The sequence below is a fragment of the Caloramator sp. Dgby_cultured_2 genome, assembly GCF_028872215.1.
In the GTDB taxonomy this organism is placed as follows: domain Bacteria; phylum Bacillota; class Clostridia; order Clostridiales; family Caloramatoraceae; genus Caloramator; species Caloramator australicus.
In genome coordinates this window covers 762,043-774,387 of the sequence record NZ_CP118396.1, presented here as the reverse complement: position 1 = coordinate 774,387, position 12,345 = coordinate 762,043, and the positions used below count along the sequence as shown (strand labels likewise).

Below are 12,345 nucleotides of genomic sequence, written 5' to 3'. Positions count from 1 at the left end.
ATTGCATTATAAATTGCAACATCAATGTTTAAATAAATAAAATATTGCAGTTATCTTTCATTTTCTATTTCATCCATTGCCTCATTTGCAAGTTTGTCACAAAGATTATTCATTTCATCGCCTGCATGTCCTTTTACCTTAATAAACTCGATCTCATGGACTTTAGTAAATTCAATTAATTTCTCCCAAAGCTCCTTATTTTTTACTGGCTCTTTACTTGCAGTTTTCCACCCGTTTTTCTGCCATTTTTCCACCCATCCCTGATTAAAGGCATTAACTAAATATGCAGAATCACTATGTAATTTTACTTTGCAGGGTTCCTTAAGCAAAGATAATGCATCAATCGCCGCAGTAAGTTCCATTATATTGTTGGTAGTTTTTTTAAAGCCCTTTTTTATAGTTTTAATTTTATCCTTATATATAAGAACTGCACCATAGCCTCCAACAGTCTCCTCATTGCCGTTTCCCTACAGCCTCCATCTGTATAAATTATAACTTCTTTTTCATTCTATCCACTCCCGTCTTTAACATAAATTTACATGGTAATTAATATTAAAATAATTTTACAGACCCAGGATAAAAAATGTAAAATATTATGTAAACTAAAATATTTGAGGTGGTCACATGAATAAAATAAAAAATATAATTTAATTCTTCTTCCTTTGCTGATAATAATTATTTTAATCTTAAGTATCTATTTTTACAATCTAAAAGGTGAGAAAAAAATATAATAGGTTACACAAATTTTCTAACGATGGTAGAACAAAATAAAATAGATACAGTTTTCTTAAGTGATTCCGAATTTATAAAGGTAGTTACTAAAGATAACATAATCTATTATACTGAAAATCCAAGAAGTCAAAACTTCAAAGAAATGCTTTTATTAAAAAACGTTCATGTGAAGGAAAATTCTTCTAACGTAGCAAATACCATTGGCGGAATACTTTTCTTTGTTATTGTTACTGTCTTTATAATAACTTTATTGTCTAAAAAAATAGCTCCCTCTTCAAAATCCATGTCAAGTATCGAATATGATACAAAAAGTGCTACTAAAGTAACCTTTAATAATATTGCTGGTAATGAAGAAGCAAAAGAAAGTATATTGGAGTTGGTAGATTTTATAAAGAACCCTGAAAAATATGCTAAGTTTGGCGCAAGACCTCCAAGGGGGATAATTTTATATGGTCCTCCTGGAACTGGTAAAACACTTCTTGCAAAAGCGTTAGCTAACGAAGCTGATGTTCCATTTTTCGCAGTAAATGGTTCCGATTTTGTTCAGATTTACGTCGGTGTAGGTGCTGCAAGGATTAGAGATTTATTCAAAAAGGCTCGTGAAAAGGGAAAGGCTGTTATATTTATTGATGAGATAGACGCTATAGGCAAAAAAGAACCTCAAGGGCCGATGGAGGCTCCGATGAACGAGATCAAACCTTAAATGCCCTCCTATCAGAAATGTCAGGTTTTAAGGATAGTCAAGGAATAGTTGTAATTGCAGCAACAAATAGACTTGATGTTCTTGACGATGCTCTATTAAGACCTGGAAGATTTGATAGGCACATCGAAGTAAATCTTCCTGATATTAAAGCAAGATATGAGATTTTAAAGCTTTACACAAAAACAGACCAATATCAGAGGATGTTGACCTTTTAAACTTGCAGAAATGACGCCATATTTTTCTGGTGCTAAACTTGAAAACCTTGTAAATGAAGCAGCAATCCTAGCCGCAAAAGAATCTGCTGAGTTTATTACTAATTATCATTTTGATAAGGCCTTTAATATTATCATTGCAGGTTTTGAAAAGAAGGATAGAAGCTATATAAGCGATATGGATAAAAAGATCACGGCTTATCATGAGGCAGGACATGCCCTTATATCAAAATTAGTCGCCCCAGAAATATCAGTAAAGAAAGTAACAATAATTCCAAGCACTAAAGGTGCAGGAGGATACACTTTAAATGTCCCCCCGATAAAATGTTTAAAACTAAAAGCGATTTGTTAAAACAGGTAAAAATCGCTCTGGGAGGAAGAGCAGCAGAAGAAATCATCTTTGGAAAAGAAAATATTACAACAGGAGCCTATTCAGATTTACAACATGTTACAAATATACTATTAAATATGGCTCAAGAATATGGAATGTTGGAAGAGACTGGTTTGATAAATTATGGCCTAATCGAAGGATTAAATTTAAATGAAAATGTAGAAACGATTAAGAAGAAAGTAAACGAAATCTATTCTGAAGTTGTAAACCTTTTAAGCCTAAATAAGGACAAGCTCGATATTTTGGCGGAATATTTAATAAAAAATGAAACCATTTTTGAGAATGAGATAAACTCAATATTAAATTTATAACAGGAAAATATCCCAAGGATTAGGCTATCCTAATCCTTCAATTGTAGACAAACCTTCTTTGATGTTTGCACTTTGCGAGAGCCCCGTGATAGGATTTCAAAAGGCATCTCTCATAAGCTTTAGCAATTCTTGCTTTTCGACTTTTCAAAAGTCCGTAATTCTGCACATGGACGTGCAGAGCCGAGTGGCCGACACGGATGTCGGCTCACGAGGGTAGGACTTTGAAAACAAAGAAAAGCTTAGAATTGCTTAGCGAAATGAGCGAATGCCAGGGAAATCCTTCACGGGGCTTATCAAAAATAACTTTTTCAACAGTCTGAAGGATTAGATTGCCTAATCCTTCTTTTTATTTTGCACACAAAAATCCTTCATATACTTCATTTGGAATTACTCTTATACATTTTTTAACCTCATCACTAAGTCCTATATCAATTCCATTTAAGAAATTATTATCAAGTCTGTCTATATTCATTATTTTTATGTCAAAATTGTTAAGGGCCCAATCAATGATTTCTTCATTTTCTTTCCTATTTAAAGTGCAAGTTGAGTAAACCATAATTCCCCCTTTTTTAGGGCTTTATATGCGCTTTCAAATAATTTTTTTGTAGGCGGAATAATCTTTCAACTTCCTTAAGGCTCCACCCTCTGTATGTTTTGGGATCCTTTATGGATATTATTCCTTCCCCACTACAGGGAACGTCTAAAAGGACTTTATCAAAGAATTCAGGATATTCCTCCCCTATCTTTTCCCCTTTTCCTACTCTAACCTCGGCGATTTCTACTCCCTGTAACTTTAGATTATACTTTAACCTTTCGGCTCTAATTTTATCTGCTTCGTTTGCCAATATGAATCCCATGTTTTTCATCATTGCTGCCATTTGTGTTGTTTTGCTACCCGGTGCTGCTGCAACATCTAATACTTTCTCTCCTTCTTTTGGATCTAATATTATAGGCGGAATCATACTGGATAAATTTTGTAGATAAATTTGTCCTTCCTTAAATATATTTAATTTTTCTAGATCCCTTTCATCTGCATTTTTCAATATAAGGGCATTTTCATTCCATTTAACCCTTTCAAATTTTATATTAACCTCTTTAAAAAATCCATCAAACTTTTAATATCATATTTTAAAGTATTTACCCTTAATGTCGTTAATTTCTTATCTGAAATACCATATAATATTTTGTCTACAGTGTGAATATCAAATATATCGTAAAATGAATTCAGTAAATCTTGAGGAATTTTTTCCTTATTTCCGTTATTGACGCCATTTTATTCTCCTTTCAGTAAATATAATTTGTGTTATAATATAAAATATATAATTTTTAATTATTTTTTTCAAGTAAGTCGAAAGGGGCATCAAAATGATCGATTGGAAGGATAATAGAAATTTAACTTTATTGGTTGATTTTTATGAGCTTACTATGGCCAATGGATATTTAAAAAACGGCATAGGCAATAAAATTGCTTATTTTGATATGTTTTTTAGAAATGTTCCAGATGGTGGAGGATTTAGTATTGTTGCCGGTTTAGAGCAGCTAATAGAATATCTTAACAATCTAAAATTTACAGAAGAGGACATTAACTTCTTAGAAAAAAGGGTCTTTTTGATCAGGAATTTTTGAATTATCTAAAAAACTTTAAATTTGAGTGCGATGTTTGGGCCATTCCAGAAGGAACTCCTGTTTTCCCTAACGAACCATTAGTAGTAGTAAAGGGTCCTATAATTCAGGCTCAATTTATTGAAACCATGATTTTGCTAACTATAAATCATCAATCCTTAATAGCAACTAAGGCAAACAGAATAGTTAGGGCTGCCCAAGGTCGTCCTGTTCTTGAATTTGGCTCAAGAAGGGCACAGGGTTACGATGGAGCAATTTTAGGTGCAAGGGCAGCATATATAGGCGGCTGTGCTGCAACCGCCAATACGATTGCTGAAAAAATGTTTGGAATACCTGCCGTAGGAACCATGGCTCATAGTTGGGTTCAAATGTTTGATAGTGAATTAGACGCCTTTAGGGCATGGGCAAAAGTTTATCCTGAGAATTGTCTTTTGCTTGTTGATACCTATAACGTTTTAAAATCTGGAGTGCCAAATGCTATTAAAGTATTTAAAGAGGAACTTCTTCCAAAAGGGTATAGACCAAAAGGAATTAGAATAGATAGCGGCGATATAAAATATCTTTCACAGAAGGCAAGGCAAATGCTAGATGAAGCAGGATTTCCAGATTGCCAAATTATAGCCTCCAATTCTTTAGATGAATATATCATCAGAGATGTTTTATCACAGGGTGCAAAAATTGATAGCTTCGGCGTTGGTGAAAGATTGATCACAGCAAAATCCGAACCTGTATTTGGAGGTGTATATAAGCTTGTTGCTGTTGAAGAAAATGGTAAAATAATCCCTAAGATAAAAATAAGCGAAAACCCAGAAAAAATAACTAATCCCGGCTTTAAGCAAGTCTACAGGTTATATGACAATGTTACTAACAAAGCTATTGCAGATTTAATAACCTTTGCTAGTGAAGAAATAGATGAGTCAAAGCCACTTAAAATATTTGATCCTGTCTACACTTGGAAAACAAAAACACTTGAAAATTACAAAGCACGAAAGCTTTTAATTAAAATATTTGACAAAGGAAAGTGTATTTATCAAAGTCCTTCAGTTCATGAAATAAAAAATATTGTCAAAGGGAAATTGAAACCCTTTGGGATGAAGTTTTAAGATTTGAAAATCCCCATAGATATTATGTAGATCTTTCCTTTAAACTGTGGAAGACAAAACAAAAATTATTGAGAAAATACTCAGAATAAGGCTGCTTTAAAAGGGCAGCCTTATTCATCTATTGCAAACTCCTTTCCATATGCCATAAGGGAAAATTGCTTTTCAGCATCGATAAGTTTAATCCCTTTAACATCGATATCCTCTATATTGCTAACGCCTATCTTATCATTACTTAATCTAAATAGATAATTTATAGCCTGGGGTCTAAAGCCTAAAAGTCTTGCACAGACAGTATCAACTGCAACGGCATCAAATCCAGCAACTAAAAAACCGCTATGAATTGCTTTTCCCTTAGAAGGACCTGTTCCTATCATTGCAGGATTTAAGCTAACAATAGAAAAATCTATTGGCACCTTTTTAGCAAAAGCATAAATAAATCCATGGAGGTCTTCATGGATCCCAAGATTTTTTGGGATAACCGTGAAGGGATGCTGGAGGCCAACTTAATGCTATATTTTTTATCGATGCAGAAATTGTAGCTTCCTCGTGAATTTTAAGTTGGGTAAAGGAAATTAATATATCTGTTTCAAATAACAGTTTATTAACTTTAGTTGATTTTACAATATCATGTTCTAATTCCAAATCTTCAAACTCTCCCACATTTAAATCACAAAATTCTACTCCTTCCTTCATTAAAACTTGATTATATCCATATGTATTTAGCACATCATAGGTTGTGGCACCACCAGAGCCAGCAGCAACTACTATTCGCTTGGGGTTTTGTTCCTTTATAATTTTTATAAGCTCTTCTAAAGTTTGTGGTCCTACCACGACACCCTTCTGTGGTGGGTTTAAATTTACCAAGTTGGCCGTAATTGTAACAGTATGATTGTTTTTTATAAAACCATTAAAAGGCAATAGCGCAATTGCCTCCCTAAGTGCCAAGCCTTCATTTGGGTTATTAACTATTGCAATAATATTACTGTCTAATGCTTTTTTCCTTAGCATTGCATCATCTCCTTACTTCAATTCTGCTAACTTCGATTCATATAGTTTTATTTCCTCATCCCTTTTTAATCTTTTGCAGCATATAACTAAATGATAAACAACACTTTTTACCAGTTTGCTCTTTTTATTTGCTGTTTCATAGGCATGTTTTAAAAATTCATAGGCATCTAAATAGTTGCCTTTTAAAATAGCAATTTGACCCCAAAAATCCCATACAATAGGATGTTCTCCATATATTAATAAAAAATTTTTAATTTCATTCTCAGCTTCATCAAGCTTTTTATATTTAATTAATGAAGCAATATATTCTATTTTGTTTTTTATTATAATATTCAAATCCTTTGCTACTATCTTAAATATATTTTTCCCTATTTCAGTAATAGAAATCTTCTTAATGTTATTTTCTGAAACATATTCAAATAGTCCTAAACCTACTAAAAATGTGTCAAAATATAACTTGCAAGTATCATCCCTAAGAATATAATCTAATCTAAATTCGTCCTTCGATAAAATAAATATATTATCTTCTTCCCATTTTGTATGTAAAAGGACCTCTTGTTTAAAACTAAAAACAGAATAAATTACATAAAATAAATTGCGAATATTAAAAAATTTTTCTTCCGTAACCCACTTTTCTAAATTAAATACATTGCTTAAAATAATAGCGTAACGCTCCTCTGGTTCTAAACGTGACACCATCCTTCCTATCTTAGTTACTGTTATGTTTGAATTTTTAACCTCCAAAAATTCCGTCTTTATAAGAAAATCTTTAACAAGACTAATCGAATCATTGTTAAGACTTAGGCTAATTGGAATATCATTTAAAAGATAATCGATAAGTTTTATAGTATTGAAATCTAATATATAAACATTCTCTGTAAGCTTTACTACCTTTTTACAAATTCTGAGTTTAGATAATTTTTTATAGTTTCCTTTGCTTCGCTTTTTCTGCCCTTAAGCATGTCATACTTTTGAAGATAATACTCAACATCCGTGAACATTCGTTTATAATAAGCTATCTTTCCGCCCTTTATAAATTTATATTCCTTTAAAAATTCTGTAAGATCAAGCATGGCATTAAGTATTAAAGGGATCTTTTCCCTTCCTCCAAACTCATCATCAATTAAACTAACTTTATCTGTAAACTCATCAAAGGTAAAGCTATCAAAATTATCTAGCGTCTCATCAAAGTAATCTAAAATGTTATTTTTAAAGGTTGTAACTACCTTTACATTAAAATTAATCCTCTTCTCATCAAATCCATTTTGCTTCATGTATTCCTTAAACAAGACGATCTTCTCTTGATCCTTCATAAAAACACCACCTAAATTTATAACAAATCCCTTTACTTAAAATTATTTCCATATTCATATTTTTTAATCAAAGAATGCACAAAATAAAAGCACAGATTCATTTATTATAAGCCTACAGGAAGAATCTGTGCCAAATAATATATTATATTAAACTAATCTAGTTTAATTACTTCTACATAATTGTCATGAAAGGCTGTTCCATTTCCTATATCAGTTTTCATGGATTCAACTATGTCGTTCACATTAGCCTTTTCTTCAGCTAAAAAACCAAATGGGATACTTATGACCCCTTCCTTTATATCACTTGTAACTTCTGCATAGGCATATATTGCACCCATATCGTTAAAAATCTTTATTTTATCTCCATGATTAATATTTCTTATCCTTGCATCTTCAGGATTTATTTTGGCCTTTGGAGCACCTAGAAGTTTTTTAATTTTATCTATCTCTGAATATTGGGAATTTATTTTTTCATAAGAGTGGTAGGATATAAGCATCAAAGGATAATCTGTCCTTTTATTTTCTATGTATTCCGGGATTAGGCTCATTTTCCACCTTTTCATGGTCTTTGACTTAAATTGAATTTTTCCTGTAACTGTATTAAATTTTCTGTCCCTAAAAGCTACTTCATCATAATCTTCAGGTAAATATGGGGCATTTTTCAATTCCTCTAAACTTTTTTCAATTCCCGATGCTTTTAAAATTTTTTCTATATTATCTATATTGTTTTCAGGAATATAATCTAAATTCAACTTTAATTTTTTAGCTAGCATTCTATAAATTTCACTTTCATGCTTGCACTCCTCCAAAGGATCGTGTGCTTTGTCCATAAATATTACATAGGGATGCCAATAGGATTTTAAAATATCGTAATACTCAAAAGTTGCAGCTGCTGGTAAAATATAATCAGCAAATTTTGCAGTATCGCTTAAGTATTGCTCAATAACAACTATAAAATCTAATTGAGATATTGCTTTTCTTATGTTTTTGAGTCTGGATTTGATACAACAGGGTTGGCACTTTGAACAAATAACATTTTTATATTTTTCTCAATAATTTCCTTGCCTATTTCACTTACATGAACATAGTCTACTTCTTCCGGAGGATCTATCAAAAAGGCCATTTTAATTTAGGTTCAGATAGATTAGCATACCTAAAGCCTCCACCTTCTATGCCTACGCTTCCAACTAAGGCAGGAATAAGTCCTATAGCTCGTATCGTTTGTCCTCCATTTATCCTTCTTTGAAGTCCTAATCCACAAATTAAACTTAAAGGCCTGTTTTCCCAAATCAACCTTGCTAATTTTATAATCTCCTCTTCATTTATTTTGCATATCGTTGCTACAGTTTTTAAGTCTAACTTTTCAACATAGGTTTTAAACTCTTCAAACCCATATGTATATTTGTCAATAAACTCTTCATCAATCATTTTATTTTTAATCAAATAATTCACTAGTCCTAAAGCCAAAAGCTGATCTTGACCAGGCATTATTTGAATAAAATAATCTGCCTCCTTTGCTGTTTTTGTTTTAACAGGATCTATAACTATAACCTTTGCTCCGTTATTTTTTGCTTTTTTATAAAAAGCATCTCCTGGAAATTAGTCTCGGCAGAATTTTTCCCCCATAAAACTATGCATTTTGCATTTTCAAGATCCCATGGAGCATTGTGAATTGATTTTCCATAGGTTTGAATTACTCCTTCTAATCCAGCCGAAAAGCATAGATCCCCATATGTAGTGGTATATCCCTTAAGTTGGTTCCAAAATCCAAATGCACATTTACTAAAAATTCCTATTTCCCCAGACCCTTTATAAAACATGATGCTTTTGGGACTGATATTTTGATAATAATCTATCTTCTTTGAAATTTCCTCTATTGCTTCCTCCCATGAAATCCTAACAAATCTTCCTTCTCCTCTTTCTCCAACCCTTTTTAATGGAAATTTTAGTCTTTTATCCCCATAATTTTTTTCTAAATACGATTTTCCTTTCAAGCAAATATACCCTTGTGTTGCTTTATTTAAAGGATCCCCTTCAATATTTACTATCCTATCATTTTCAACAGTTAGAATAACCGAACAGCCTCCATAGCAATCCCTTGGACATCCGCTTCTTATCTTCATATTTATCCCCCTTTGCTTTTTATATCATTTTAGCACATAAAAAAACAGGGGGGAACCCCTGTTATTTTGTATACATTAAATCATAATATTCTTTTACCATTCTTGCAGCTGAGAATTTTTCTTGAGTAGTTTCTATGCTCTTTCTCATCATTTCTTCCCACTTAGATTTATTCTCATAATATGTTGGAAGAACTTCCTCTAAAAGAACTTTATATAAAGCTTTAGCATCATGCTTATCTAATTCCTCTAATGTATCAAAATCATCAACTCCAAGCCCATCTCCAAACTGCCATCCATTTACACCGTGAATACATGCCTCAGGCCACCAACCATCTAAAATACTGCAGTTTAATACTCCGTTCATGGCAGCCTTCATTCCAGAAGTTCCTGATGCTTCCTGTGGTCTTCTTGGATTATTAAGCCATATATCGCATCCTCTAGTTAGCATCGCACCTATTTCCATATCATAGTTTTCTAAGAATACAACACTATTTGGATATTTTTTAGCCATCTTTACAATATCTGAAATAATGCCTTTCCCTGTATAATCATTTGGATGAGCTTTACCTGCAAATATTATTTGTATTTTACCGCTTTCTAAATATGGTCCTATTAGTTTTTCGTCGGTAAAAATCAAATTGCTTCTTTTGTATGGTGCAGCTCTTCTTGCAAAACCGATTAATAGTTTTTCAGCATCTAATTTTACGCCGGTTCTTTTTTCAACAAAGGCTATTAACTCTTTTTGATTTCATTGTGAACTTCAAGTAAACTTTTTCCTTCTTTATAAGCCTTAACTATTCTTTCATCCTGCCAAGTTCCATTATGCACGCCGTTAGTAATACCTATGATTCTAGAACTTCCTTCCACACCTTCCCACATTTTGTTTGCTGTTTCCTTGTGAAGCTGTGCAACACCGTTTGAAATTCTACTCATTCTAAGGGCTGCAACAGTCATACTGAAGGGGTCTCCACCTAATCGTTTCATATGCCAATAGTCAAGATTTAAGTATGCCCCCATGTATTCAAGTAATCTATGGGAATGAACTTCATTTCCAGCTGGAACTGGAGTATGAGTTGTAAATACAATTTCTTCCCTTGTTGCCTCTAGAGCTTCGTTAAATGTTAACCCATTTTCCATTTTTTCTCTAATAAGTTCTATGCCGGCAAACACAGGGTGATTGTCATTAAAATGATAAACATCCACATCGATTCCCAGCTTTCTTAAGGCCCTAACTCCACCTACACCTAAAATTATTTCTTGAGCAACCCTTTCTTCAGAAAACCAACCATAAAGCTGTGAAGTTATTAGCCTATTTTCATTTCCATCAACATCAGCATCTAAAAGATATAGCGGAACATTATTAAATTTATCTACCTTCCATACCTTTAAAGTATAAGTGCTTTCTTTGATTTCTACATCTACCGTTATTCCCGTATCTTCTAGAAAATCGTAATCATAAGCTCTATATGTATCTAACGTCCTTCCATCCTCAGTTATATATTGATCAACATAACCCTGCTTCCACTTAATTCCAATTCCTACCATTGGAACATTCAAATCTTTAGCAGCTTTTAAAATGTCTCCTGCTAATATTCCAAGCCCACCAGAATAAATCTTAAATTTTGAATCTAAACCATATTCCATACAAAAATATGCAACTTTTGGTAGTTTGTCCATCTTTTTTCCTCCCCAATATCCTTTTTATTTTTATTTTAATATATTTTCTTACTAAATGCAATCGTTTGCACGATAAAATAAAAAATTTGTATAAATTATATAAAATATTAATCAAAATAAGCAAAAAATCGTCAATGGATCTTTTGTTTAAATTTATATAATTTTCTCTCTCCGATATTAAGCCTAAATGATGGGCATCTGAATTTTTTATAAATTTTACATCATTGGGAATTAAACCTTTTATTTTTAGTTTCTCTAACTTAATAAGATCAACATATTCCAACGCCTTAATACTTAAATTATAAGGAATAAAACCCAAATTGGATATAATGCTGAAACTTTCCTTATCAATATGGGATGGAATAAAAAGACCTTCAAGGGACTTAACTTTATTATAAGCCTTATCTATACTAACATTTGCAGAGGATAAGAGCATTATTTCCTCTTCTCCAACTATTTCGTCTAATTCGTTGTAAATGAATTGCCTTCCAAAAAGCTCCTTCTTATTTTTAATCTTTGGTAAATTAGAATAAACCCAATCCTGGAATTCCATTGCTGCATCTAACGTTTTAAAAAGGCATAAAACATGCACTTCTTCCATAGTCTGAAGCTCCATCCCTGGGACTACTAATATATCTAATTCTTTACCTATTTCCATACAGGGCTTTAAATTTTTACAGGAATTATGGTCCGTAATTGCTATAATATCGAGTCCCTTAAGTTTCGCCATATTCAATATATTATTTGGAGTCATGTCATCATCGGCACAAGGTGATAAAGCTGAATGGATGTGTAGATCATAATAGAACTTCATTCGTCTATCCCCAATTGATTTAATTTTACACATAATTGGTAGGAATTTAAGTCTGACTGTAAAATAGGGATATTCTCATCATTGGCTTTTTCTAATGTATTTTCTTCAACTTCAATATTTTCGGGAATTATAATGCATGAAAGCTCTAGTAGACTTGCAATAGCTACTATGTTCGTGTGAATTTGAACGGTTATCCAAGCATTTTGACTTTTTGCATGGGACATTACCCAACTCAAAAGATCACAGCAATAAATACCTTTTACATCCTTTTCTAATCCTTTTTCACCAGCTAAAATTTTAAGATTTAATCTGTTTATTAAATCCCTAACCTTCAT

16 protein-coding genes and 4 pseudogenes are annotated in these 12,345 nt (G+C 32.3%); 4 read left to right on the top strand and 16 right to left on the bottom strand.

Annotated elements, in window-relative coordinates; translation table 11 throughout:
• Positions 1-50 precede the first annotated feature (50 nt).
• Positions 51-493, bottom strand: a pseudogene (gene rnhA, locus PWK10_RS05155) (ribonuclease HI).
• Positions 494-754: 261 nt separating this feature from the next.
• Between rnhA and PWK10_RS05150 the strand changes: the two are divergent.
• From PWK10_RS05150 to PWK10_RS19485, 3 genes and pseudogenes are all read left to right on the top strand, one after another.
• Positions 755-1,435 (top strand): AAA family ATPase, encoded by a 681-nt coding sequence (locus PWK10_RS05150; protein WP_274767603.1) that lies wholly within the window; start codon positions 755-757, stop codon positions 1,433-1,435.
• A 17-nt stretch (positions 1,436-1,452) separates the two neighbouring features.
• Complete coding sequence (locus PWK10_RS05145; protein ID WP_274767602.1) at positions 1,453-1,650, top strand: AAA family ATPase; 198 nt, start codon at positions 1,453-1,455, stop codon at positions 1,648-1,650.
• Positions 1,651-1,660: 10 nt separating this feature from the next.
• Positions 1,661-2,349, top strand: a pseudogene (locus tag PWK10_RS19485) (hypothetical protein).
• A 346-nt stretch (positions 2,350-2,695) separates the two neighbouring features.
• On the opposite strand, the gene PWK10_RS05130 reads toward PWK10_RS19485, so the two are convergent.
• Together PWK10_RS05130 and PWK10_RS05125 are read right to left on the bottom strand one after the other, a co-directional pair.
• The gene (locus tag PWK10_RS05130; protein ID WP_446715296.1) at positions 2,696-2,905 is read right to left on the bottom strand and encodes a hypothetical protein; all 210 of its coding nucleotides are present in this window, start codon (positions 2,903-2,905) and stop codon (positions 2,696-2,698) included.
• A 13-nt stretch (positions 2,906-2,918) separates the two neighbouring features.
• Positions 2,919-3,392 carry an RsmB/NOP family class I SAM-dependent RNA methyltransferase gene (locus PWK10_RS05125; protein ID WP_274767599.1) on the bottom strand — a complete coding sequence of 158 codons (474 nt, stop codon included), beginning with the start codon at positions 3,390-3,392 and terminating at the stop codon, positions 2,919-2,921.
• A 322-nt stretch (positions 3,393-3,714) separates the two neighbouring features.
• On the opposite strand from PWK10_RS05125, the pseudogene PWK10_RS05120 reads away from it, so the two are divergent.
• Positions 3,715-5,164, top strand: a pseudogene (locus PWK10_RS05120) (nicotinate phosphoribosyltransferase).
• Between the two features lie 21 nt (positions 5,165-5,185).
• Here PWK10_RS05120 and PWK10_RS18385 read toward each other — a convergent pair.
• The 13 genes and pseudogenes from PWK10_RS18385 to PWK10_RS05070 form a co-directional block, all read right to left on the bottom strand.
• Entirely contained in the window at positions 5,186-5,488 is a 303-nt protein-coding gene (locus PWK10_RS18385) for a DUF362 domain-containing protein (RefSeq protein WP_342455627.1), read from the bottom strand.
• A 37-nt stretch (positions 5,489-5,525) separates the two neighbouring features.
• Positions 5,526-6,083, bottom strand: coding sequence for a DUF362 domain-containing protein (locus PWK10_RS18380; protein ID WP_342455626.1), 558 nt, complete (start codon positions 6,081-6,083; stop codon positions 5,526-5,528).
• 12 nt (positions 6,084-6,095) lie between these two features.
• Positions 6,096-6,827, bottom strand: a complete 732-nt coding sequence (locus tag PWK10_RS05110; protein WP_274767598.1) for a hypothetical protein — start codon at positions 6,825-6,827, stop codon at positions 6,096-6,098.
• Between the two features lie 143 nt (positions 6,828-6,970).
• Complete coding sequence (locus tag PWK10_RS05105; RefSeq protein WP_274767597.1) at positions 6,971-7,396, bottom strand: hypothetical protein; 426 nt, start codon at positions 7,394-7,396, stop codon at positions 6,971-6,973.
• Positions 7,397-7,548: 152 nt separating this feature from the next.
• Positions 7,549-8,205, bottom strand: coding sequence for a molybdopterin dinucleotide binding domain-containing protein (locus PWK10_RS05100; RefSeq protein ID WP_274767596.1), 657 nt, complete (start codon positions 8,203-8,205; stop codon positions 7,549-7,551).
• Between the two features lie 9 nt (positions 8,206-8,214).
• A pseudogene (locus tag PWK10_RS19480) lies at positions 8,215-8,340 on the bottom strand (hypothetical protein); the annotation flags it as partial.
• A 35-nt stretch (positions 8,341-8,375) separates the two neighbouring features.
• Positions 8,376-8,510, bottom strand: coding sequence for a hypothetical protein (locus PWK10_RS05095; protein ID WP_274767595.1), 135 nt, complete (start codon positions 8,508-8,510; stop codon positions 8,376-8,378).
• Positions 8,507-8,938 (bottom strand): molybdopterin-dependent oxidoreductase, encoded by a 432-nt coding sequence (locus PWK10_RS05090; protein WP_274768120.1) that lies wholly within the window; start codon positions 8,936-8,938, stop codon positions 8,507-8,509. The genes PWK10_RS05095 and PWK10_RS05090 overlap by 4 nt, the downstream gene beginning before the upstream one ends.
• Positions 8,939-8,940: 2 nt before the next feature.
• Positions 8,941-9,519 carry a molybdopterin-dependent oxidoreductase gene (locus PWK10_RS05085; RefSeq protein WP_274767594.1) on the bottom strand — a complete coding sequence of 193 codons (579 nt, stop codon included), beginning with the start codon at positions 9,517-9,519 and terminating at the stop codon, positions 8,941-8,943.
• 61 nt (positions 9,520-9,580) lie between these two features.
• Positions 9,581-10,252, bottom strand: coding sequence for an alpha-glucan family phosphorylase (gene glgP, locus PWK10_RS18375; RefSeq protein ID WP_342455694.1), 672 nt, complete (start codon positions 10,250-10,252; stop codon positions 9,581-9,583).
• Entirely contained in the window at positions 10,252-11,196 is a 945-nt protein-coding gene (gene glgP / locus PWK10_RS18370) for an alpha-glucan family phosphorylase (RefSeq protein WP_342455625.1), read from the bottom strand. Before glgP (PWK10_RS18370) ends, glgP (PWK10_RS18375) begins: the two co-directional genes overlap by 1 nt.
• Complete coding sequence (locus tag PWK10_RS05075; protein ID WP_274767593.1) at positions 11,135-12,010, bottom strand: PHP domain-containing protein; 876 nt, start codon at positions 12,008-12,010, stop codon at positions 11,135-11,137. The genes glgP (PWK10_RS18370) and PWK10_RS05075 overlap by 62 nt, the downstream gene beginning before the upstream one ends.
• Positions 12,007-12,345, bottom strand: coding sequence for a DRTGG domain-containing protein (locus PWK10_RS05070; RefSeq protein ID WP_274767592.1), 339 nt, complete (start codon positions 12,343-12,345; stop codon positions 12,007-12,009). The genes PWK10_RS05075 and PWK10_RS05070 overlap by 4 nt, the downstream gene beginning before the upstream one ends.

Bases quoted from the DNA above. Each gene is read 5' to 3' on its own strand.
- PWK10_RS18380 (WP_342455626.1), bottom strand. From the start codon at position 6,083: ATGCTAAGGAAAAAAGCATTAGACAGTAATATTATTGCAATAGTTAAT.
- glgP (WP_342455625.1), bottom strand. From the start codon at position 11,196: ATGGACAAACTACCAAAAGTTGCATATTTTTGTATGGAATATGGTTTA.
- PWK10_RS05070 (WP_274767592.1), bottom strand. From the start codon at position 12,345: ATGAAGGTTAGGGATTTAATAAACAGATTAAATCTTAAAATTTTAGCT.
- PWK10_RS05130 (WP_446715296.1), bottom strand. From the start codon at position 2,905: ATGGTTTACTCAACTTGCACTTTAAATAGGAAAGAAAATGAAGAAATC.
- PWK10_RS05075 (WP_274767593.1), bottom strand. From the start codon at position 12,010: ATGAAGTTCTATTATGATCTACACATCCATTCAGCTTTATCACCTTGT.
- PWK10_RS05150 (WP_274767603.1), top strand. From the start codon at position 755: ATGGTAGAACAAAATAAAATAGATACAGTTTTCTTAAGTGATTCCGAA.
- PWK10_RS05145 (WP_274767602.1), top strand. From the start codon at position 1,453: ATGTCAGGTTTTAAGGATAGTCAAGGAATAGTTGTAATTGCAGCAACA.
- PWK10_RS05105 (WP_274767597.1), bottom strand. From the start codon at position 7,396: ATGAAGGATCAAGAGAAGATCGTCTTGTTTAAGGAATACATGAAGCAA.
- PWK10_RS05085 (WP_274767594.1), bottom strand. From the start codon at position 9,519: ATGAAGATAAGAAGCGGATGTCCAAGGGATTGCTATGGAGGCTGTTCG.